This is a genomic window from Shinella sp. AETb1-6 (genome assembly GCF_009826875.1).
GTDB classification, from domain to species: domain Bacteria; phylum Pseudomonadota; class Alphaproteobacteria; order Rhizobiales; family Rhizobiaceae; genus Shinella; species Shinella sumterensis.
The window spans coordinates 1-20,487 of record NZ_WUMM01000021.1 but is presented as its reverse complement, the minus strand read 5'-3'; the positions used below and the strand labels follow the sequence as shown (position 1 = coordinate 20,487).

Sequence of the window (20,487 nt, the reverse complement as noted above, 5' to 3'; positions counted from 1 at the left end):
GCCCGGTCGCATCTCCGAATGCAAGCAAAGATGGAAGAGTGAATTATGACGATTACCTTGAAACCCGTGACCATTCCCGATTTCGGCATCCCGCTCGAGCGTCCCGCGATCCCTGTCGCCACCTATGTCGCGCGCTGCAAAACCGCGCTGGAGCGATCGGGTGCCGATTGGATGGTGGTCTATGCCGACCGCGAGCATTTCGCCAACATGTGTTTTCTCACCGGCTTCGAGCCGCGTTTCGAGGAAGCCTTGCTGTTGCTCGGGCCAAACGACCGCAAGATCGTCGTGACAGGCAATGAAAACCAGGGCTATACGGCGATATCGCCGCTTCCCGATCTGGAGACCATGCTGTGCCAGTCGCTGAGCCTGATGGGCCAGGACCGCAGCGAAAAGCCGAACCTGGCCGCGGTTCTCGCCGAAGCCGGGATCAGGCCCGGCGACAGCATCGGTCTTGCCGGCTGGAAATATTTCGAGACTGCCGAATGGGACCTCGTCAAGCCGAGCTTCTTCGTTCCAGCCTATATTGTCGATTGCATCGCCCATGTGATCGGCACCGCCGGCTCCCTCACGGATGCCACAGCGGTTCTGATGCACCCGGAAAACGGCCTGCGCGCCGTGGTCGACGTGGACCAAATCGCAGAGGCCGAATGGGCCGCGACGCGCGCTTCGGCAGCCGTGTGGCGGATCGTGTCCGGCTTCACCCTCGGTGACAGCGAACTGACCGCCGCCGCCCGCATGGGCTATGCCGGCGAAGCGATGAACTGCCATCCGATGTTCGCCACCAATGATGCCTCCGGCCCGGTCATCGGGCTGCGCAGCCCGACGGGCCGGGTCCCCGGCCGCGGTGACGGAGTCACGACCGCCGTCGCTTTTGGGGCGGACTGACCGCGCGCGCCGGCCTGCTGACCGACCATGACGATCGCTTCCTTGCCGTCGCCAAGGCCTATTTCGCCGGTCTGATGGCTTGGTACGAGACCGCGGATATCGGCATCGAGGGCGGTGCCATTCATGAGGCGGTCGTGTCGACGCTCGCCCGTGGCAACCTGAAATCCGCGCTCAATCCCGGCCATCTCACCGGCCACGACGAGTGGCTGCATTCGCCGATCCGCCCGGGATCGACCGAAAAGATCGCCTCCGGCATGCCCTTCCAGGTCGACATCATTCCAGTCCCGATGCCGAACGGCTGGAGCCTGAACTGCGAGGACGCCGTGACCTTCGCCGATCCCGGCCTGCGCGCGGAACTTACAACCGCGTATCCGCAGATCGCGGCCCGTTTTGAAGCCCGCAAGACCTACGTCAAATCGCAACTCGGCATCGACGTGCGCGATAACATCCTGCTGCTGTCCAACATTCCGCTCAGTCTGCCGCCATTCTGGCTGAGCCCCTCAACGCTGCTGGCAAACGACTGACCGCCCCGACCAACTTCCGGCAGCCCCATCGGCTGCCATCGTGGCTCGTCTTCTTACCGTCGGGATCGGGATGACGCGCCGCCTCCACCGAACCCGCCGGCCGACGATGACGACGTGATGTCGGCCTTTCCTGCCATGCCGGCCTCCTGGAGACCTGTCACTCCGGCGAAAGCGCCACGGCCGCTTCCGTCGTCAGCGTGCGGAACGTAAAGCTCTCCTGCACGTAGAGGTCGACGGTGGTGGCGGAATGACCGAGATAGCCGATGGAAAAATCCTGCCCGACGGTCAGTTCGAAATCACCGCCGCGCAGGGAGAGGACAAGCCCACCCTCGATGGCCGGCGCCCAGATGATGCCCCCATCGACGACCCGCTCAATATGGTGGAAGACCGGATAGCCGTCGTCGCTGCCGCCGCTCGCCGCCATATAGGCGTCCGCGCCGAGAACCAGCGCATAGGGGCCCTCCACGCCCGCAAGCCGAAGCTGGCCGACCGCCCGTGCCACGGCATCCGAATAGCGCTTTACGCCCGGCGGCAGCGGCACGGCCGGATTGCTCGCAGCCGCGCGAATCCCCTCTATGCCGGCAGCGGCATAGCCGTCGAACACGGCGCGATCCTCTGCAAAAGCGACCTTGCGCATGGCCTCCTTGACGGGGCTCCAGTCGCTGTCCAGCGCGCCACGCTCCACATCGTCGATGGCACTGCGTGAAAGCTGGAAGGGTACCCGAAGCTCGACCAGGGCCTTCACCTCGCGTCGCAAGGACTGGATGCCTTCGCCCGGCGGTGTGATGGGCTCGACATGTCCCGTGCCGACCGCAGACAGGCCAAGTCCAGACGGCCCGACCATATCGACGACGCGCCGGGCGGCGAGATGACGCTTCAGCGTGCGGGTCGCCTCCTCCTCGATTTCATCCCAGGCCGCCTCGGAAATGGGCGCGAGTTCACGGTGCAGGTTATTCATGGGAGACCCCTTTCCTGAGAGAGCCGATGCCGAGCGATCCGTCGCGGCGCGGTGGCGTTGGTTCCGTTGCCGGGGGCGCCGCCGCGGCAGGCGCGGGCCCGGCATCGGGCACCACCGCATCAAGGAACGACGCGGCGGGAACGAAGAACAGCGTGCCCGTCACGGCCCGGCTGAAATCGAGCAGCCGGTCGTAATTGCCCGGCGGCAGGCCGATGAACATGTTGTCCAGCATGCGCTCGATACGGTTCGGCGAGCGGGCATAACCGATGAAGTAGGTTCCGAATTCGCCCTTGCCGACATCGCCGAAAGCCATGTTGTCGCGCAGGATCTCCAGCGGCTCGCCGTTCTCTTCGATGGAGGTGAGGACATTATGGGCGTAGCTCGGCTTGGCCGCGTCGTCGAGTTCGATGTCGGAGAGCTTTTCGCGGCCGATGATCCTCTCCTGCTCGGCGACCGGCACCCGGTTCCAGGCCGGAAGATCATGCAGGTATTTCTGCACGATGACATAGCTGCCGCCCGCGAAGTCCGGATCTTCCGCGCCGATGATCGTCGCTGCGACGGCCGCGCCGTCGACCGGGTTTTCCGTGCCGTCGACGAAGCCGATCAGGTCGCGGTCGTCGAAATAGCTGAAGCCGTGCACCTCATCCTCGGTGGCGACGAAGCCGCCCAGCCGGCTCATGATGTGGGTGGCGAGTTCGAAGCAGAGATCCGTGCGCGTGGCGCGGATATGGAAGAGCAGGTCGCCGGGCGTGGCGACGGCATGGTGCTTGCCGCGGATTTCGCGGAAAGGATGCAGATCCCTGGGTCGCGGCGCACCGAACAGCCGGTCCCAGGCATCCGAGCCGATGCCGAGCACACAGGAAAGCCCGCCTTCGAGATCGCGAAAGCCGACGGCGCGCAGGAGACCCGAGAGATCGGCGCAGAGCTTGCGCACCGCGCTTTCGGCCTCGCGGCCGGGTTGGAGTGTCACGACCAGGAAAATGGCCGCCTTTGTCAGGCGCGCGGCGACCGGCTGCGGGAGGACGGAGGGAAGGACTGCATCCATGCGGGATCCATTCGCCAAGGGCTGGAAGGCGGCAAGCCGGCGGAATGCCGGCTCAATCCATGTCGCGGAAGGCGTGACCGTTCGCCTCGATGGCTTTCACCACGTCGGACGGTAGCGCGTCTTTTTCCACGGTGCCATCGAAAATCCAGGCCTTCGCATCGGCGATGTCGGGCAGGCCCGCACCGGCACGCACGTAGAGGCCGATCGCCGGCTTCCGCGAATTCAGATAGAGATCGTAGTTTTCCATCGGGGCCCCCTGAACGGAAAGAAAAGCGGGGCGGCCGGAGGCAAGCCACCCCGAAACGGGTCAGAGATCGACCGGACGGCCGGATTGCTCCTCCTCCAGCGTCACGGCGATATCGGCATTGGCCGACAGGCGCACCTTGTCGCCCTCGACGCCGGCCACGAAGCCCATAGCATTTTATCGCATTAAACGTCCGTCGTTTAGCATGCAGCCTCGTCGACCGCGGTATCGTAGGGCCTTTGTTGAAGCGTTCGGTAGAAGAAGACATGCCGGGACTGAAACTTCACAGCGATGAACTCATTCTCGACACCGCATTCGGCCTCCCTCTTCAAAATGGCGGCGTTGAACCTTAGTTGGTTACAAGAGCCTCCCAGATATGGACGCGGGCCGACCTGGCCGATCTACTTCCGGACCATACAGGGACTCCGTTACATGCCTCCGGCTGACTCTTTCCGGTCGGATTGCGATCCTGGCCTGCCCCCACGGGGTGATCCGTTTGGAATGTTAGTGCATGCTCGGCCTGCTAGCCACAGTTGGTGTTGACGCGGGTCCATTTTGGCGAGACCAGACCGTTGCTTCGAGTGCCGGTGGCTTATAGCCCAGCGATGAGTGTGGCCTCACGGTATTATAATGCTGTCTCCAGTTTTCGATGATGATCTTCGCCTCCTTGAGCGTGTAGAAGATTTCGCCGTTGAGCAGTTCATCACGGAGCTTCGAATTAAAGCTCTCACAATAGCCGTTTTCCCACGGGCTACCTGGCATGATGTAGGCGGTCTTGGCACCCACCGCCGCGATCCACTCCCGTAGCGCCTTGGCGATGAACTCCGGGCCGTTGTCGGAACGAATATGGGTGGGAACGCCGCGTAGGATGAAGAGGTCGGAAAGCACGTCGATGACATCGATGGCCTTCAGCTTTCTCTCGACCCTGATGGCGATACATTCTCGCGTGAACTCGTCGATCACGTTGAGCATGCGGATTTTCCTGCCGTTGTGCGTGCGATCCTCGACGAAGTCGTAGGACCAGACATGGTTGGGATATTCCGGCCGAAGCCGGATGCACGAACTGTCGTTCAACCACAGTCGCCCGCGTTTCGGTTGCTTGTGAGGCACTTTTAGCCCCTCCCGTCGCCAGATGCGCTCAACCCGCTTGACGTTCACGATCCAGCCAGCCTGGTGCAGCATCGCCGTGATGCGGCGATAGCCATAGCGACCATACTGGAGGGCAAGCGCCGTGATGTCGGCGGTCAACGCCGCTTCATCATCCGGAGCCTTTGCGATCTTGCGCTGCGTGGAACGATGCTGACCCAAGACTCGGCACGCCCGTCTCTCGGACACCTTCAGTTCATCGATCACATGGTCCACGCAAGCGCGGCGACGGGCGGGGCTCAGAAGTTTCCCTTGGCGGCCTCCGCAAAAATCATCTTGTCCAAGGTGAGGTCGGAAACGGCGCGCCGGAGCCGGGCATTCTCCGCTTCCAGCTCCTTCAGGCGCTTTACCTGGTCGCCCTTCAAACCGCCGTATTCGGAACGCCACCGGTAATATGTAACTTCCGTCACGCCTATCGACCGGATCGCCTCCGCCATCGATTTTCCCTGCGCATTCAGCACGTCAACCTGACGAAGCTTCGTGACGATCTCTTCTGCCTTGTGTCTTTTCGCTGCCATTTCAATGTCCTTCTGAGGCTCATAAGCCATACTTCATGAAGGATCACTTTGCAGGCGGCAGACCAGTCGGCACGCCCGTCCTGCCGTCGATCCATGGCCCGTGCGAGAAGCATTCCGCGATCGGCGTCTTGCCGCCGAACAGGTTGGATGCGAGCAAGATGCCGCTTCGGAATCGCACGGATCAACCCGACACGTAACGGATATGACTGGGTATGCCTTTACACCAAAAAAATTTTTCGACTGGAATTCCCGCGGTAAGTCACAGTAACGCCGAACCGTATCCGACGGCGGTTAACTGACCTTCCTGATTTGTCAACCAGAACTCAACCTCTAGGCGCGTGCCCCCCTCCTCTATCTGTCGATTTGCGACAACACCTTCAAGCGTGATGAGGTCCTTCGCGTAGATCGGTGTCAAATACGTCGAAAAGTGGCGTCCAGTCGAAAGAAACCGCTCGCCAAACAGGCTGGCGAGATATTGCGATGCCCAGCATGATTCCATCATTCCCTGAGCGATGCAGTCACGAAGGCCGGCCTTGTGTGCGATCTCCAGATTCGTATGAATTCCCTGTTTGTGGAATTCGGCGCCAGTAAAGACGGACATTTGCGCCTGGCGGACTTGCTTCGTAAGTGGACGCAGCGCCGTGCCGACCTCGGTATCGGCTGAGATTGTCGCAACGCGCGATCCGGACAGCGTCCGCGGGCTGATGCGCCTTTCCGGCTCTGCCGTACCCATGCCGACCTTGATGCCGTCAGGAATGCGCATAACTTCCGTCGACCGCTGCAGGACGACGATATCGCCCTCGTCGTCCCGCGCGATGCTTTCCAACACCGTATAACCCTTGCCGCGCTTCATATACTTGTCGACATAGGTGCCGGTGAGTGTGAGCTTCGCGCCGACCGGCACGGGCTTGTAGTGGATGACCTCTTCCTTCTGGTGCAGGCCGACGACCTTGTCGCGGTCATAGACCGTGAGGAAGATCTGCATGAGGTCCGAGACGATCATATGCGGCGGCACGTAACCCACCGGTTTTGCAAGCCCGTCGATAATCTGCATGCCGCTGTAATCGTCGAGCGCATAGGCATAGCTGCGCAGAAAGAAGTCGTCGAGAACGAGTTCGACCGGTCCAAAGCTCTCGCCGATATAGACGTTTTCGTAGGTCGGGTCCTTGAAGGCTGCGGGCACCATCGTCATCAAATCCTTGGAGAATGGGGCGCCCGCCGTGCCGCGACGGCGGACGTCGTGCGAGTTACTGGACGCTGCGAACCTTGGCGAGAAGCGCCACGGCCTTCTCGCCGAGGCTTGCGGCATATTCGTCCTGGAACGTGGCAAGCCTCTTGGCGAACTTATCGAGGCCCTGCGTCTCGACGATGGTTACGCCAGCGCTCTTCATCTCCTCTAGCGCCTTGGCGTTGAACTCGTTGACGAGCCCAGCTTGGTAGGCCTGCGCTTCGGCAGCGGCCTTCACGACAATGTCCTGCTGTTCCTTGGTCAGCGTATCGAACTTTGCGGCATTCACCGGAATGAAGCGGAAGTGCCAGATATGCTTGGTCAGGCTCACGCTTTTCGTGACCTCGTACCATTTGGTCGTCGCCAGCGTCGCCGGCTCGCCTTCGGAGGCTTCGGCGACGCCTGTTTCGATGGCCGAGTAGACCTCCGGGAACGGGATGGGCGTCGGCACCGCATTCAGCGCCTTGGCGAAACCGATATAGAGCGGCGATTCCGGCACGCGCAGCTTCAGTCCGTCCATGTCCTCGATCGTGTTGATCGCCCGCTTGCTGGCAATCGAGCGCGGGCCGAGATAGAGGAAGCCGAGATTGCGCACACCCTGCGCCCCGAAAGCTGCCTGGACATCGGGGGCGATCACCTCCGCGACGCGTTGCATATGGTCGAGGTCCTTGTAGAGGTACGGCAGTTCCAGGACCTGAAGTTCCGGGAAGAAACGGCCGATGCCCGACATGCCGCTCGGCGCGATGTCCAGCGAGCCTGAAACGACGCTTTCGGCGAGCTCGCGCTCGTTGCCGAGCGTGGCGTCGCTATAGACCTCGATCTTCACGTCGCCATTGGTGCGCTCGGCCACCAGTTCGGCGAAACGCTTGTCCGCCAGCGTGTTGCTGTGGTCTGCGGCATAGATGTCGCCCAGCGTCAGGGTGGTTTCCGCCTGCGCGAGACCTGTGCTGGCCATGAGCGCGAGTGCGCTCAGCGCACCAAGCAAGAAACGTTTTTCTATGAACATGCTCTACTCCTCCGTTGAGCTTTTCTGCGCCGTCACATGAAGGACGGCAGATAGGTTGTGAAGAACGGTACGAACGCGATCAGAAGATTGACCAGCAGCAGGGGGATCAGGAACACCCAGACCAGCACCAGAATGCGCGACAGCGGGATGCGCGCAATGCTGACGCCGATGAACAGAAGCGTGCCGACCGGCGGCATGACCGCACCCATCATGATGGCGAGCACCATGACGACGCCGAACTGCACCGGATCGAAGCCCATCTGCGCGCCGATGGCGGCAAGCGTCGGTACGAAGAGCACGGCTGTCGAGACCTCATCCATCAGGCCGCCGATCAGCGTCAGGGCGATGATCAGGATGGTGACGACCAGAAGCGGCTCCGTGGTGATCGAAAACAACACCGAGGTGATCTGCTGCTCGAAGCGGCCGAGCGCCAGGATCGTGCCGAACACGGCCGAGAAACCGACGATCATCATGATGTTGGCAGACGACAGCGCCGCCGACATCGTCAGTTCTCGGAGGTTCTTGAGATTGAGCGAACGCTCGATGACGAAACCGTAGAACAGCGCATAGACCACCGCGACGATGCCCGCCTCCGTCGGCGTGAAAATACCGAAACGGATACCGCCGATGATGACGAAGGGCATGACCAGCGCGAAACCCGCCTTCAGAAAGGATTCCTTCAGCCGCTGGCCGGAAAACGTCACGGTATCCACCTTGAAGGACGCAAACCGGGTAACGATGAAGGCGAGGATAAGAAGCGACAGACCGACTAGGAGGCCGGGAATGATGCCAGCCATGAAGAGCCGGCCGATCGAAACCCCGGCCATGGAGCCGTAGATGATGAGAAAGATCGAGGGCGGAATAAGCGGCGCCATCATAGCGGAGAACGCGACCATGAGGGCTGCGAATTCCGGCTTGTAGCCTTGTTCCTTCATGGCCGGGATCAGGATCGAACCGGTGGCCGCGGCATCCGCCGACGCCGATCCCGAAACGCCCGCCATCATCACGTTGGCGATGACGGTGACATAGGCGAGACCCGCGCGGAAATGTCCGACAAGCGCGATGGCGAGATCGACGATGCGCTTGGTGAGGCCCGAACGCGACATGACCTCGCCGGCGAGCACGAAGAAGGGGATAGCCATCAGCGTGAAGGAATCCATGCCGCCGAAGGTTTTCGTGATCAACAGGCGTTCCTGAACGATCGGATAGTTGAGGACGACGACGAGCGCGGCAAGGCCGGTCGAAAAGGCCACCGGCAGGCCGAGCAGCAGGAAAACGAAGAAACAGCCGAAAAGAGTGAGTGTCATTGGCCTGCCTCCCGCGTGCCGTTTCGCATGTCGCGAACCATGCGTGCGATCGTTGCGAAAATGATGAGGGCCGAGCCGACGGGAATGGCGAGATAGATCCAGAAAAGCGACAGCGACAGGGCCGACGAGAGTTGCGGTGCGTTCACGCGCGCCATCACCCAGCCGTAGTAGACGAAGGTCGCCATCAGCACGATGACGGCAAGATCGAGAAGAATGGCGACCGCGCGCTGCATCGCCCTCGGCATCATGTTGACGAACACGTCCACCGTGAACATCGCCCGGCGCCAGACGAGGATCGGCGCGCAAAGCCAGAACAGCCAGATGAAAGCATACCGGATGATCTCTTCGGACCAGAACAGGGCGTAGTGCCCGTTCAAGACATAGCGCAGGCACACGGCCACAAAACCCACCGCGATGATGGCGAGCATCAGTGGCACGATGATCGCTTCTCCGACGCGCTCGAGCAGTGTCGGGTTTTCCGGGGTTTCGACGATTTCGGATTGTTCCTGCATCAGGCTGCCAAAGCTCCCCCGTCCACCTTGATTACGGCGCCGGTTATATAGTCCGAGAGCGGGCTTGCAAGGAATGCGATCGCGCCGCCGACCTCTTCCGGCTTTCCGGCACGGCCCATCGGCACACGGTTCTCGACCTTGGCCACCCATTCCTTGTTGTGGAAGAGCGGCTCTGTCAGTTCCGTCCTGAACCAGCCCGGCTCGATCGCGTTGACGCGAATGCCGGTCTTGCCCCATTCGACCGCAAGCCCCTGCGTGATCTGCTTCACCCCACCCTTTGACGACCCGTAGGCGACGATGAACGGCATGCCGATCTCGCTTGCCATGGAGGCGATGTTGACGATCTTGCCATAGCCGTTGTCACGCATGACGCGGCCGGCAGCCTGCGACATGAAGAACAGGCCGCGGGTGTTGATCGCATGCACGCGATCCCAGTCTTCCGGCCCGTATTCGAACGAGTCGCCGCGAATGTTGAGGCCCGCGGCGTTGACGAGAATATCGAGCCTGCCATGTTCGGCGACGATACGCTCGACCAGCGCCTTCGCCGCATCCGGATCGCTGACGTCGCAGACCATCGCCTGTGCGCCGGCCTCTTGCGCAGCCTGTTCAAGCACATCATGGCGCCGACCGGTGATGACGACGGTGGCACCGGCCGCGACCAGCGCATTCGTACCGGCCCGGCCAAGTCCGGTTCCGCCACCGGTGACGAGGGCGATACGGCCTTTGAGATCAATGGACAGCGACATTTCGAAGCTCACCTGTACTCTGAAGATTCATCCGGCGGCCGTCGCTTTCGACGATCGCATGCGCCAGCGCGAGCGCGGCAATCCCATCCTCGATAGAGGGCGTGACAGGAAGGCCGGCGGTCAAGGCGTTGGCAAGGTTGCGCATCTCACCGACATAGCCCATGTGGGCGAGCGACGCATTCTCCGCGGAGATGTTCGTCATATTCGGCTCCCATACCAGACGCTCGCGTTGTGGCGAGAAGACACGCCCCGCCACCATGGGTTCGGCGTCGCGATTATAGGTGACACGCGATACGTTTTCGACCGTGACGCTCGCGCCCTTCGATCCCGTGATCTGCACGCGCTCGTTCGGGACACCCCTGCTCTCGTAGTTCGATATTTCCAATAGGCCGGCGGCGCCGCTTGCGTAACCGAGCAGCACGGCGAAACCGAAACGCTCGTCCGAGGCCTCGGTCTTGATGGCGGATACCCAGTCGACCGGACCGCCAAAGAAACGCATCAGGTCAAGAAAGTGCACGCTGTGATCAAGCACGAAGGAAAAGGGCGTAAGCGTCTTCGACCAAGCCGGCGTCCACACGCCAGAGGTAATCCGCGCATTCACCATTTTCACGACGCCGAAGTTACCTTCCTGGGAGATCTCCCTCGCCATGCGATAACCCGTCGCAAAGCGCTTCATGAAGCCGACGACCAGTTGCTTTCCCGCTTTCACGGCCGCGCTCTTCATGGCCTCGGCCTCGACGAGAGTGATCGCGGGCGGCTTTTCGACGAAGACATGCACGCCGTGTGCAAATGCCTGCTTGGCAAGCGTCGGATAGATCGTCGGGCCAACCGCCATCACAACGGCATCCACCGTCTCGGCGGATAGCATCTCGGACATTTCCGCATAGGCGGCGCCGGCTCTTGCCGCCCGCATCGTCGCATCGGCGCGAGCCGCATCCGGATCGCAGACGGCTACGATGTCGATGCCGGCCGCATGCATGGCGGGAACGAGCGCCGCATTGGCAAATGCGCCACACCCTACTAACGCTGTCCGAATACGGACCTGCCGCATCCTGAAACCCCTCCCGCGATATGAGGCCTCTCCCGCCTCAGAAAACGTTTTTCGAAAAACGGTTCTTGTGTTTTGATTAAACACGCTGAACCGGCGTGTCAATCTCAGTATATGACTATTTCAGACGACGATTCTCGGCTAAAGTCGCAAACGCAATAAAAACAGGCCGAACGAAAAATCGGTTCTGCAACTGGAGTTTGAAGAGTGTCCGACAAAGGACGGATTACGATCAGGGATGTGGCGGCGGCGACTGGCCATGCGGTATCCACCGTCTCGAACGCACTTGCCGGAAAGCGGCACGTGAACGAAGAGACCCGCCAGCAAGTGAAGGAAGCCGCCGAGAGGCTCGGCTACCGTCCCTCGGTGGTGGCGCGTTCACTGCGCATGAAACTGAGCTCGACGATCGGCGTTCTGGTGCCCGATGTCAGCAACCCCGCCATCCCTGAATTCATCCGCGGCATCGACGACGTCGCCGTGCGGGAAGGCTGCACGATCCTGCTCTGCAACACGGACGAGCTCGTCGAACGGCAGGTGAGCCAGATGCACACCCTGCTTGACCGCCAGGTCGATGGGATGATCCTGATCTCGCAGCATTGCGACACGCCGGAGGTGCGCAAGCTGCTCGATGGCAAGACGCCCTTCGTGCTCATCCAGCGTCGGAGCGCCCGCTTCCGCGACGATTATATCGGCTCGGACAACCTGCAAGGCATGCGCGACAGCGTGAACTATCTCTATGAACTCGGCCACCGCCGCATCGCTCTCGTCACCGGTCCCGCGACCTCCAGCACCGCACAGGAGCGACTGGAGGCTTTCGAAGCCTCGATTGCTGAGCTCGACTGCGACGGCGACCCGGACCTTGTTTATCGTGGCGACTATACCGTGGAAGCCGGCTACGAGGCCATGCACTATTTCGCCTCTATGCAGAAGCGTCCGACAGCCGTGATTGCCAGCAACGACGTTTGCGCACTCGGCGTCCAGGATGCCGCAAGCGAGCTCGGCATTTCCATTCCAGCGGATATGTCGCTGCTCGGCTGCGACGACATCGATCTTGCAAGACTGCGCCGCATCAATCTCAGCACGCTGCGCCTGCCGAAGCGAGAGATGGGCGCGGCGGCCGCGGAACTGCTGATGCGCCGCATCCATTCCAAACGACCGCCCACGCCGCGCGAGGTCATCATTCCAACCAAACTCGTCCCGCGCGAATCCTGCGCGCCGCCGGCGGATGGCCACAACGCAAAAAGGCCGGCAGAACGCCGGCCTCTCGTTTCTCCAGACTGAGGATCACCGTGCCAGAGCAGCGGTGAGCTCCCGGATCGCCAGCATGCCAGGATCGTCGATGCCAATCGTCTGATCCCCGAACATGCGGGCGCGACCGATGCGGTTCGGCCGGCTGCGAAACGCTTCGAGAGCGTCGGCCGCCGCCTTTGCCGCCGCGCTCGCGGCTTGGCCCGGCGTTCGCGCATCCTTCACCGCATCGGCTATGGCATCAAGTGAATCCAACACTGTCTTGTCGCCGAGCGAAGCCCCGCCTCGCGCGATCATTGCGTCGCGCGCCGTAGCGACGAGATCGGAGAGGTCACCGGCGTCGATCGCTTCGCGCCCCTTCGCCTCTCGTCCTGCGGCCAGCAATCCAGTGGCGAAAAGAGTGCCGAGGCTCGATCCGGTGGCAAGCGTCGCAGCCTTCGCGAGCTGGCTCAGCGCCGAGCCTGGATCGACCATGCCAGACAGATCGACCTCTGCCATCTTGCCGATGACGCGGGCAAGCATGCCGCCCGTGTCGCCGTCGCCGAGTTTCGCATCCGCATCGTTCAACACCTGCTCCAGCGGTCCCATCGCCTCATTGGCGCGGGCGATTGCGAAGGCAATGGAGGAGACCGTGACGCTCATGCCGTCACCGTCCAGAACGGGCAGGAGGCAGGCGCCACCAGCAGGGCCTCGATCTCGTCATCGACGAAGCAGAGCGAGATGGAGGCGCCGGCCATTTCCATCGATGTTGCGTAGTGGCCGACGAGCGGCCTCACGATCGTAATGCCGGCGGCTTCGAGCTTCGTGCGCGCGCGGCGGTAGAGGATGAAGAGCTCTTCCAGCGGCGTGGCGCCGAGGCTGTTGACAAGGATCGACGCCCTGCTCCCCACGCCCTCCGGCTTGTCGGCCAGCAGCCGCTCGATCATTTCATCGGCGATCCTATCCGCCGGCTTGAGTTGGTCGCGCCATATGCCCGGTTCGCCGTGAATACCCATGCCCATCTCGATCTCGTTGTCACCAAGCGTGAAGGACGGCTTGTCGGAACCCGGAACCTGGCAGGGCGATAGTGCGACGCCGATGGTGCGCGTGCGATCCACCGTCTTCTGCGCGATAGCCGTCACCGCATCGAGGTCGGCGCCGGTCTCGGCGAGAGCGCCGGCCGTCTTGTAGGCAAAGATGATGCCAGCAACGCCGCGGCGCTTCTGCCGTTCGGACGGCCCGGCACTGGCGACATCGTCATTGCCGAGCACCGTCGTCGTACGGATGCCTTCGTCCTCCAGCATTTCGCCGGCCATGTCGAAGTTCATGCGGTCGCCGCCATAATTGCCGTAGAGCCGCAGCACGCCTTGGCCGCCGTCGGCCAGCCGGATCGCTTCCATGCACGAACCGACCGTCGGCCCCTCGAAGACGTTGCCGATCGAGCAGCCGTCAAGCAGGCCTTCACCGACGTAACCGGTAAAGAGCGGCAGGTGGCCGGAGCCCCCGCCGGAGACGACACCGACCTTGCCTTTGCGGATCGGTGTTGCACGATGCACGACGCGGCCGGTCTCGCCGCTGAGCGCCAGAGATGGATTGGCGGCAACCAGGCCGTCGAGCATTTCATCGACAAAGCCCGACGGCTTGTTCATCAGCTTCTTCATGACGTCGCCTCCTCAGTAGTTGAGCACCGAATTGTCATTGAACATGGTGATCGGCGGATAGGCGCGCTCGTCCGTGATGACATCGAGCACGGTCGTGGTATTGGCAGCAAAGGCCGCCCTCAGCGCGGGCAGGAAGTCTTGCGCCTTTTCGATGCGCACACCCTCACAACCCGCGCCGCGGGCTATCGCCGCGTGATCAACCGGAGTGAAATCGCAAGCATCGGAATATTCGTTGAAGATCACCTTTTCTGCATGCTTTTCATAGCCCAGGATCGAATTGTTCAGCACTGCGACGACGACGTTGAGCCCCATGCGGCGCGCCGTCTCCAGTTCGGACCAGACGTGGGCGAACCCGCCGTCGCCGACGAGCGCGAAGATCGGCGCATCGGGCCTGGCGCACTTGGCGCCCAGCGCATAGGGCAGGCCCCAGCCGAGACCGGCGAGACCGCGTGGCGTAAGGAAACGCATGCCGGCCTTGCGCGACTTTAAATGGTTGCCGACCCAGATCGACGAGTAACTGGCGTCCGACACGACGATGTGGTCGGGCGTGAGCAGGCTGTCGAGATCCCGCATGAGGCGCTCGGGTCGGATTGGGCTTGCATTTGATGTCTCGACAGACTCCGCGTCCGCGCGCCCCTTGGTAAGGCCCTCGGAGATCGCCTTTTCAAGCGCCGGCCGAGCGGCTTTCCGCTTTGCGCCGTCTTCGCCCTCGAGTGCCGCGGAAAGCGCCTTGATACCGAGCTTGGCGTCACCGACAAGGCGAAGCGCCTCGTAGTTGCGGCCGATCTCCTGCCCATCGATATCGAGATGGATATACTTGGCGTCCTTCGGAAACAACGACCAGCTGTCGGTACCGTTCTGGTTCGTCCGATTGCCGATCAGCATGATCACGTCGGCTTCCGTCACCAGTTCACGCAGGTGCTTTGTACGGCTACGCGTCGCCATAAAGTAGCCGACGATGCCGACGGACAGCGGATGCCCTTCATCGACGGCGCCCTTGCCCATGACGGTGGTCGCGACCGGGATCGAGAAACGCTCCTGGAGGGCGGCAAGCTCGCCGGCGGCGTCAGAGACGTGCACGCCGCCGCCGGCGATGATCAGCGGACGCTCCGCGGATGCCAGCAGCTTCGCGGCTTCGGCGACGCGGTCCGGATCCGGCCCGCTGCGATCGAGCGGAAAGCTGCCGAGAGACGCCATGCGGCTGTCGTTGCGGCTCTCCGCCGTCTCCACGAACATATCGATCGGGGCGATCAGAACGGCCGGTCCTGGGCGGCCGGATGCAGCCGCCGTGAACGCCATGTCGACATAATCATCGATGCGGTTGACGTCGGCGACGCGCCTGATCCATTTGGCCACGCCCTTGAAGAGATCGAGATGGTCGAGTTCCTGGAAGGCGTTCTTGTCGGCGAAGGGCCGCGCCACGTCCTGCACGATCGCGACGATCGGGATCGAGGCCTTGTAGGCTTCCGCAAGTCCCGGCACCAGCAGCGTCGCCGCCGGACCGTTCTGCGCTGTCACGACCGCCACCTTGTGCGAGATGCGCGCATAGGCATCCGCCATGACGGAGCCGGCATTCTCGGTGCGGTAGCCGATCTGCCTTATGCCGTAGTGCGGCGCCGCCAGGAAAAGCGCTGCCGGAATGGACTGGCCGAAGATGACCTCGACGCCATGTCGCTTCAGTGCCTGCGCCATCACATGCGCGCCGCTCATATTACCCTTGCTCACGTTCTATCCTCCCTGAACCCTTTGGAAATGCGGATGAAGTCTGTCAGATGACCGTCGCCGCACGCAGCTTGCCGATGTCCTCGTCGGGCATCGACAGCCACTCGTGCAGCACTTGGTCGGAATGTTCGCCAAGCATCGGCGGCGGCAGCCGAACGGCCGTCGGCGTAGTGCCAAGGCCGACCGGCGGCCCCTGCATCGGCACCACACCAGCCTTGGGATGAACGATATCCACGATGTGTCCGGCCTCGCGCATGTACGGGTCGTTGGCGACCTCCTCGACGGTGCGGATGCGCGCGGAGGGAAGCTCCGCCGCTCGCAGGGCTGCAAGCACCTCGTCCGCGTTGTGCGCGCCGATCCAATCGGCAGCGATCGCCTCGATCGCCTCCACGTTGACCATGCGGTTTTCAAGCGTCGCGAAACGCGGATCCTCCAACAGCTCGGGTCGGCCGATCATCTTCACGAAGCGTGGGAAATGGGCGTTGTTGCCGGCGACCATGTGGATCCACACGTCGTCCTTGGCGCGAAACGTATTGGCGGGCGCCGCATAGCGGTCGCGGTTCCCAGCCCGCGTCATGCGCCGACCGTTCACCAGGAATTCCGGGATCGCCGTCATCAGCATGGAGGTGGCACCGCCGATCAGGCTGACATCGACCACCTGCCCCTCGCCCGTCCTGGTACGGTGGTTAAGGGCCGCGAGAATGCCGATCGTCGCATGCAGTGCGGTCGCGTAATCGACGAGGAAGGTGCCGGCCATCATCGGCCCACCATGCGGATCGCCCGTCAGGTCCATAAAACCGGTAATCGCCTGGGCGATGCCGTCGAAGCAGGGCTCTGCCGAAAGGCTGTTGTTCTGACCGAAGCCCGAAAGCCGTGCCATCACGAGCTTCGGATTGATCTTGTGCAGGTCCTCCCAGCCACAGCCCATCTTCTCCATCGTGCCGGGCCGGAAGTTCTCGACCAGCACATCCGCTTCCAGCACGAGGCGGCGCAGCAGATCCTGCGCCTCCGGATTGCGGAAGTTGAGCGTCAGGCTGCGCTTGTTGCGGTTGAACATCATGAAATAGATGCTCTCGCCGGCAATGTACGGACCGAGCGAGCGGGTGTCGTCGCCGGCGTACGTGCGCTCGACCTTGACGACGTCAGCACCGAGATCGCCAAGAAGCATGGCGCAATGGGGGCCCGCGATAAACCTGGAAAGATCCAACACTTTAATGCCGGACAGGGACGAGACCGTAGAGGGTGAAGATGCTTGCATGGTCAGACTTTGAGAAGGATACGGTTGGGGTCGATGTCGTTACGGATGCGGGCGAGCTCTTCCGCGGTCGGCGCCTCGGTTTCCGGAACTGTTTCGGGGACGAGCGGCACGAAGGACATGGCGGCCAGCACCTCGTCCTTCGTCACCCCCGGATGCAACGATCTGAGCCGCATTTCGCGGGTATCCTCGGCAAAATCGAAGATCGCCTTATCCGTTACGACCAGTGCGGGTCCGCCCTCGCCGAGCCCGGCCTCGCGCCGGCTGTTACCGCCGGACAGGTGGCCGGCGCTGGTGATGAAATCGACCTTCTCGACAAAGCTGCGCGCATCGAGGTCCATCAGCAGGATCGGCCGGCGCACGAAGGCGAAGTGCTCGGGCTGCGCAAGGCTGCCGACAAGGCGGACCTTCGGCTTGCGATAGTCGCCAATCGCCGTGATGTTCATGTTGCCGTAGCGGTCGAGTTGGGCGGCCGAATTGAAGGACACATCGAACTTGCGCCGCGCCAGCATGTCACATTTCACGCCGGTATCCGGCGGGCATGCAGCGGCGTGCCACTGCGTGAAGGCATCCTGCGTGAAGTGCTCGGGGATCACCGACAGATCCGGCTCCAACAGGTTGCCCCAGTAGACGGCGGCACCCGGCGCATGCCCCATCTGCGCGAGACGCGCGGCCGCCAGCGGCATGCCGACAGCGAGCGTGAAAGCCCGGCCGTTCGTGCCGACGCCGACGAAGCAGAGATCGTCATCCTGAATCTGGCGGGCGAGATAGGCGGTGATCAGTTCATTGTTGGAATAGGTCGCCATGACTTATGCCCTCCCCTTGACGTTGAGCGCCGAGAGCGCGGAAAGACCCCCACATTTCTCGATATAGGCCGCATGTTCGCGCAGCCCGTGGGCGAACTCGTCGAGATAGGCCTTGACGCCATCGGCGGTCTTCGAACGGGCGATGTAGTCGCTCATATGCGCATCGTCTTCGTCGTAGAGCGTGTCGCAGGCGGCGGGATGCGCCCCGTAGGGCACCTCGACAATTGCCTCCACCCAGTTGCCGGGAATGTATGTCAGTGACGGCTGCTTCTTGATTTCATCGTGGGGCACGATCTTCTCGACCGTCACGATAAGACGCCTGGCGCCGGCCGCCATCGACTGGTCCATGTCGTCCGTGTCGCGCACGACCGGCCACTGCACATTGCCGTATTTGTCGCCCGCATAACCGTGGATGATCGTGAACTCGGGTTCGGCGGCCGCGATCGCCTGCAGCTTCTCACCGGTAAAGGGGCAATCGACGGTGCGAATCTGCTCGGGGTTCACCTTGGCGAGATCGGAGCCGAACAGCGTGCGGATCGGCAGGAAGGGCATGCCCTGGGCGGCCGCACGCAGGCGCGCCACCATGGCCGTTTCGGAGAAGTCACGCACCTCGATTCGACCGCTTTCGACGGCACGGCGGAAGTTCGGCGCAAGCCCGTAGTTGAACAGGCCCACATAGATGCCTTCCCAGCGGCGGATCGCGTCGGCCGCGGCAAGCAGATCGATCGCCGTCGTGCCGGCCCAGCTCAGCACCGTGAGATCGCGCACTTTGTTGCGGATCAGCTGGCGCACGGCGGCATTGGGTTGACGGCGCAACAGGCTGCCGCCGATCATCACCGTCGAGCCCGACACGATCGGAGACAGAGCGTTCTCCAGGGTCGTCAATTTCTCTTTCAAAATGCAGTCCTCCCGATAGGTGCGATCGGGTATAAAAACGTTTCTGGAAAATGGCAACGAAAAACGTTTCTCGTTTTCTGTTTTTCTGTTACTCCGATATCCGTCGAAGTTTTAAGCGGAGGAACGACGTGAGCGACGAACACAGACTTTTTGGCCTTGTCGGCTATCCAATCACCTTCGTGCGCTCGCCTGGCATCCTGAATGCCTACCTTGCGCAACACGGCCTGCCCGGCCGCATGGTTCCCTTCGGCATCCGGCCGGAGGCGCTGGAAACGGCGCTTGCCGGGTTGCGCCACCTCGAAAACCTCCGGGGCTTCTTCGTCACCATGCCGTTCAAGGAGCGTATCCTGCCGCTTCTCGACGACCTGAGCGAAACGGCGCGTATTTCCGGTGCGGTCAATGTCGTTCGCCGTACGCCGGACGGGAAGTTCTCCGGCCACCAACTCGATGGTGCCGGTTTCGTCGGCGCGATGAACGAAGCGGGCGTTCGAATTGCTGGCGCCTCGGCCTATGTCGCCGGTGCCGGAGGCGTCAGCGCCGGCATATGCTGCGCGCTGGCCGAAGCCGGAATTGGCCGCATCGACCTCGTCAACCGCAACCGCGACCGTGCGGAAAAGCTCGCGGACCGGCTGCGCGGCGCTTTTCCGAAAACGGTCTTCTGCGCAACGGACAGCCGGCCCGGCGAGGAGATCGACATTGTCATCAACGCCACCAGCGTCGGCATGTCCCCGGACGATCCGCTGCCAGTCGATCTTGCGGGCACATCGCGCGGCATCTTCGTCGGCGATGTGGTGAATGTGCCCCATATGACGCCTCTTTTGGAAACGGCCGAAGCGCGCGACTGCCGCACGCAGCATGGCAAAGCCATGTTCGGCCCGCAGATCGAGCTTGCCCTGCGCTTTTACGAAGACGGCTTGTAACCCTCTGATCGTGCTCAATGCGCGACCAGATTGCCGCCGGTGATGAGCTTGACGATATCGTCGGGATCGGTCTCCGCCTTCTTTCGCACCCCGGCCGTCTGGCCCTGCCGCAACACATGGATGCGGTCGCAGACCTCGAAGATGTGATGCAGGTTGTGGCTGATCAGGATGATCGAGAAGCCGCGCGAACGCAGGTCCTTGATCAGCGACAGGACCTTTTCCTGCTCGGGCACGCCGAGTGCCGCCGTTGGTTCGTCCAGGATGACGACCTTGCGGCCGAAGGCGACGGCGCGTGCGATGGCGACGCTCTGGCGCTGCCCCCCGGACATGCCCTTCACCGTGAACTGCGTCGACTGGATGTGAATGTTCAGCGATTTCAGCAGCGCCTTCGAGCGGCTGTGCATCTCCTCCGCCTTGAGGAATTTCGCCCCGAGAATGTTGCGAACGGACTCGCGTCCCGCGAAGATGTTTTCCGCAACATTGGAATCATCGAAGAGTGCCAAGTCCTGGTAGACCGTCTCTATGCCGAGCTGGCGGGCGTCCTCCGGCTTGCGCACCGTCACCTCGCGGCCCTCGAAAAAAATCTGGCCGCTATCGGCGGGTTGCGCGCCGGAGATGATCTTGATGAGGGTCGATTTTCCCGCGCCATTGTCCCCGGCCAGCGCGAGGACCTCGGATTCATGGAGTTCGAAATCGATGTCGGACAAGGCGCGAACAGCGCCGAACGACTTGCAGATATTGTTCAGTTTCAGCAATGGGGTCATCACGCATATCCTCTGGGCGGTCGAGGGGGCAGCCCCCTCGACCGCGACCGATTATTTGCAGGAGGTGT

21 protein-coding genes are annotated in these 20,487 nt (G+C 62.3%); 4 read left to right on the top strand and 17 right to left on the bottom strand.

Features of this window, described 5'->3' with window-relative positions; all coding sequences use genetic code 11:
• Positions 1-45 precede the first annotated feature (45 nt).
• Positions 46-885: a hypothetical protein gene (locus tag GR158_RS25685; protein ID WP_371731787.1), complete on the top strand. Its 840-nt coding sequence runs from the start codon at positions 46-48 to the stop codon at positions 883-885.
• Between the two features lie 74 nt (positions 886-959).
• Positions 960-1,409: a hypothetical protein gene (locus tag GR158_RS25680; RefSeq protein ID WP_371731786.1), complete on the top strand. Its 450-nt coding sequence runs from the start codon at positions 960-962 to the stop codon at positions 1,407-1,409.
• Positions 1,410-1,566: 157 nt separating this feature from the next.
• On the opposite strand, the gene GR158_RS23795 is transcribed toward GR158_RS25680, so the two are convergent.
• The 10 genes from GR158_RS23795 to GR158_RS23750 form a co-directional block, all read right to left on the bottom strand.
• Entirely contained in the window at positions 1,567-2,367 is an 801-nt protein-coding gene (locus tag GR158_RS23795) for a family 1 encapsulin nanocompartment shell protein (protein WP_160872870.1), read from the bottom strand.
• Complete coding sequence (locus GR158_RS23790; protein WP_160872869.1) at positions 2,360-3,412, bottom strand: Dyp-type peroxidase; 1,053 nt, start codon at positions 3,410-3,412, stop codon at positions 2,360-2,362. Before GR158_RS23790 ends, GR158_RS23795 begins: the two co-directional genes overlap by 8 nt.
• 52 nt (positions 3,413-3,464) lie before the next feature.
• Positions 3,465-3,659, bottom strand: coding sequence for a hypothetical protein (locus GR158_RS23785; RefSeq protein ID WP_160872868.1), 195 nt, complete (start codon positions 3,657-3,659; stop codon positions 3,465-3,467).
• A 501-nt stretch (positions 3,660-4,160) separates the two neighbouring features.
• Positions 4,161-5,320 (bottom strand): IS3 family transposase gene (locus tag GR158_RS23780; protein WP_160872867.1). Its coding sequence is split into 2 segments (ribosomal slippage): positions 4,161-5,056 and positions 5,056-5,320, totalling 1,161 coding nucleotides; the frame shifts between segments, so codons are not numbered across the junction.
• 259 nt (positions 5,321-5,579) lie between these two features.
• Positions 5,580-6,506, bottom strand: a complete 927-nt coding sequence (locus GR158_RS23775) for a MaoC/PaaZ C-terminal domain-containing protein (protein WP_160872866.1) — start codon at positions 6,504-6,506, stop codon at positions 5,580-5,582.
• 61 nt (positions 6,507-6,567) lie between these two features.
• Positions 6,568-7,554, bottom strand: a complete 987-nt coding sequence (locus tag GR158_RS23770) for a TRAP transporter substrate-binding protein (protein WP_160872865.1) — start codon at positions 7,552-7,554, stop codon at positions 6,568-6,570.
• Between the two features lie 32 nt (positions 7,555-7,586).
• The gene (locus tag GR158_RS23765) at positions 7,587-8,861 is read right to left on the bottom strand and encodes a TRAP transporter large permease (RefSeq protein ID WP_160872864.1); all 1,275 of its coding nucleotides are present in this window, start codon (positions 8,859-8,861) and stop codon (positions 7,587-7,589) included.
• A complete protein-coding gene (locus tag GR158_RS23760; protein ID WP_160872863.1) occupies positions 8,858-9,373 on the bottom strand; it encodes a TRAP transporter small permease in 516 nt (171 codons plus the stop codon). The genes GR158_RS23765 and GR158_RS23760 overlap by 4 nt, the downstream gene beginning before the upstream one ends.
• On the bottom strand, positions 9,373-10,119 hold the full coding sequence (locus GR158_RS23755) for an SDR family NAD(P)-dependent oxidoreductase (RefSeq protein WP_160872862.1): 747 nt from the start codon (positions 10,117-10,119) through the stop codon (positions 9,373-9,375). Before GR158_RS23755 ends, GR158_RS23760 begins: the two co-directional genes overlap by 1 nt.
• Positions 10,103-11,272, bottom strand: a complete 1,170-nt coding sequence (locus tag GR158_RS23750; RefSeq protein ID WP_160872861.1) for a Gfo/Idh/MocA family protein — start codon at positions 11,270-11,272, stop codon at positions 10,103-10,105. The genes GR158_RS23755 and GR158_RS23750 overlap by 17 nt, the downstream gene beginning before the upstream one ends.
• A 102-nt stretch (positions 11,273-11,374) precedes the next feature.
• On the opposite strand from GR158_RS23750, the gene GR158_RS23745 reads away from it, so the two are divergent.
• Positions 11,375-12,448: a LacI family DNA-binding transcriptional regulator gene (locus GR158_RS23745; RefSeq protein WP_160872860.1), complete on the top strand. Its 1,074-nt coding sequence runs from the start codon at positions 11,375-11,377 to the stop codon at positions 12,446-12,448.
• A gap of 3 nt (positions 12,449-12,451) precedes the next feature.
• On the opposite strand, the gene GR158_RS23740 is transcribed toward GR158_RS23745, so the two are convergent.
• Genes GR158_RS23740 through GR158_RS23715 form a run of 6 tightly spaced genes read right to left on the bottom strand, consistent with a single transcriptional unit; the run spans position 12,452 to position 18,735 of the window.
• Entirely contained in the window at positions 12,452-13,057 is a 606-nt protein-coding gene (locus tag GR158_RS23740; protein ID WP_160872859.1) for a DAK2 domain-containing protein, read from the bottom strand.
• Positions 13,054-14,055: a dihydroxyacetone kinase subunit DhaK gene (locus tag GR158_RS23735; RefSeq protein ID WP_160872858.1), complete on the bottom strand. Its 1,002-nt coding sequence runs from the start codon at positions 14,053-14,055 to the stop codon at positions 13,054-13,056. The genes GR158_RS23740 and GR158_RS23735 overlap by 4 nt, the downstream gene beginning before the upstream one ends.
• A gap of 12 nt (positions 14,056-14,067) precedes the next feature.
• On the bottom strand, positions 14,068-15,765 hold the full coding sequence (locus tag GR158_RS23730; RefSeq protein WP_160872896.1) for an acetolactate synthase catalytic subunit: 1,698 nt from the start codon (positions 15,763-15,765) through the stop codon (positions 14,068-14,070).
• A 58-nt stretch (positions 15,766-15,823) separates the two neighbouring features.
• Complete coding sequence (locus tag GR158_RS23725) at positions 15,824-17,035, bottom strand: CaiB/BaiF CoA-transferase family protein (RefSeq protein ID WP_256365827.1); 1,212 nt, start codon at positions 17,033-17,035, stop codon at positions 15,824-15,826.
• A gap of 2 nt (positions 17,036-17,037) precedes the next feature.
• Positions 17,038-17,838 (bottom strand): CoA-transferase subunit beta, encoded by an 801-nt coding sequence (locus GR158_RS23720; RefSeq protein ID WP_160872856.1) that lies wholly within the window; start codon positions 17,836-17,838, stop codon positions 17,038-17,040.
• Between the two features lie 3 nt (positions 17,839-17,841).
• Complete coding sequence (locus GR158_RS23715) at positions 17,842-18,735, bottom strand: CoA transferase subunit A (protein WP_160872855.1); 894 nt, start codon at positions 18,733-18,735, stop codon at positions 17,842-17,844.
• Between the two features lie 128 nt (positions 18,736-18,863).
• Between GR158_RS23715 and GR158_RS23710 the strand changes: the two genes are divergently transcribed.
• Entirely contained in the window at positions 18,864-19,655 is a 792-nt protein-coding gene (locus tag GR158_RS23710) for a shikimate dehydrogenase (protein ID WP_160872854.1), read from the top strand.
• A gap of 14 nt (positions 19,656-19,669) precedes the next feature.
• On the opposite strand, the gene GR158_RS23705 is transcribed toward GR158_RS23710, so the two are convergent.
• Positions 19,670-20,419 (bottom strand): ATP-binding cassette domain-containing protein, encoded by a 750-nt coding sequence (locus GR158_RS23705; RefSeq protein WP_202402426.1) that lies wholly within the window; start codon positions 20,417-20,419, stop codon positions 19,670-19,672.
• Between the last annotated feature and the right edge of the window lie 68 nt (positions 20,420-20,487).

Coding starts and splice junctions, on each gene's coding strand:
- GR158_RS25685 (WP_371731787.1), top strand. CDS start 46: ATGACGATTACCTTGAAACCCGTGACCATTCCCGATTTCGGCATCCCG.
- GR158_RS25680 (WP_371731786.1), top strand. CDS start 960: ATGGCTTGGTACGAGACCGCGGATATCGGCATCGAGGGCGGTGCCATT.
- GR158_RS23795 (WP_160872870.1), bottom strand. CDS start 2,367: ATGAATAACCTGCACCGTGAACTCGCGCCCATTTCCGAGGCGGCCTGG.
- GR158_RS23790 (WP_160872869.1), bottom strand. CDS start 3,412: ATGGATGCAGTCCTTCCCTCCGTCCTCCCGCAGCCGGTCGCCGCGCGC.
- GR158_RS23785 (WP_160872868.1), bottom strand. CDS start 3,659: ATGGAAAACTACGATCTCTATCTGAATTCGCGGAAGCCGGCGATCGGC.
- GR158_RS23775 (WP_160872866.1), bottom strand. CDS start 6,506: ATGGTGCCCGCAGCCTTCAAGGACCCGACCTACGAAAACGTCTATATC.
- GR158_RS23770 (WP_160872865.1), bottom strand. CDS start 7,554: ATGTTCATAGAAAAACGTTTCTTGCTTGGTGCGCTGAGCGCACTCGCG.
- GR158_RS23765 (WP_160872864.1), bottom strand. CDS start 8,861: ATGACACTCACTCTTTTCGGCTGTTTCTTCGTTTTCCTGCTGCTCGGC.
- GR158_RS23760 (WP_160872863.1), bottom strand. CDS start 9,373: ATGCAGGAACAATCCGAAATCGTCGAAACCCCGGAAAACCCGACACTG.
- GR158_RS23755 (WP_160872862.1), bottom strand. CDS start 10,119: ATGTCGCTGTCCATTGATCTCAAAGGCCGTATCGCCCTCGTCACCGGT.
- GR158_RS23740 (WP_160872859.1), bottom strand. CDS start 13,057: ATGAGCGTCACGGTCTCCTCCATTGCCTTCGCAATCGCCCGCGCCAAT.
- GR158_RS23735 (WP_160872858.1), bottom strand. CDS start 14,055: ATGAAGAAGCTGATGAACAAGCCGTCGGGCTTTGTCGATGAAATGCTC.
- GR158_RS23730 (WP_160872896.1), bottom strand. CDS start 15,765: ATGAGCGGCGCGCATGTGATGGCGCAGGCACTGAAGCGACATGGCGTC.
- GR158_RS23725 (WP_256365827.1), bottom strand. CDS start 17,035: ATGCAAGCATCTTCACCCTCTACGGTCTCGTCCCTGTCCGGCATTAAA.
- GR158_RS23720 (WP_160872856.1), bottom strand. CDS start 17,838: ATGGCGACCTATTCCAACAATGAACTGATCACCGCCTATCTCGCCCGC.
- GR158_RS23705 (WP_202402426.1), bottom strand. CDS start 20,419: ATGACCCCATTGCTGAAACTGAACAATATCTGCAAGTCGTTCGGCGCT.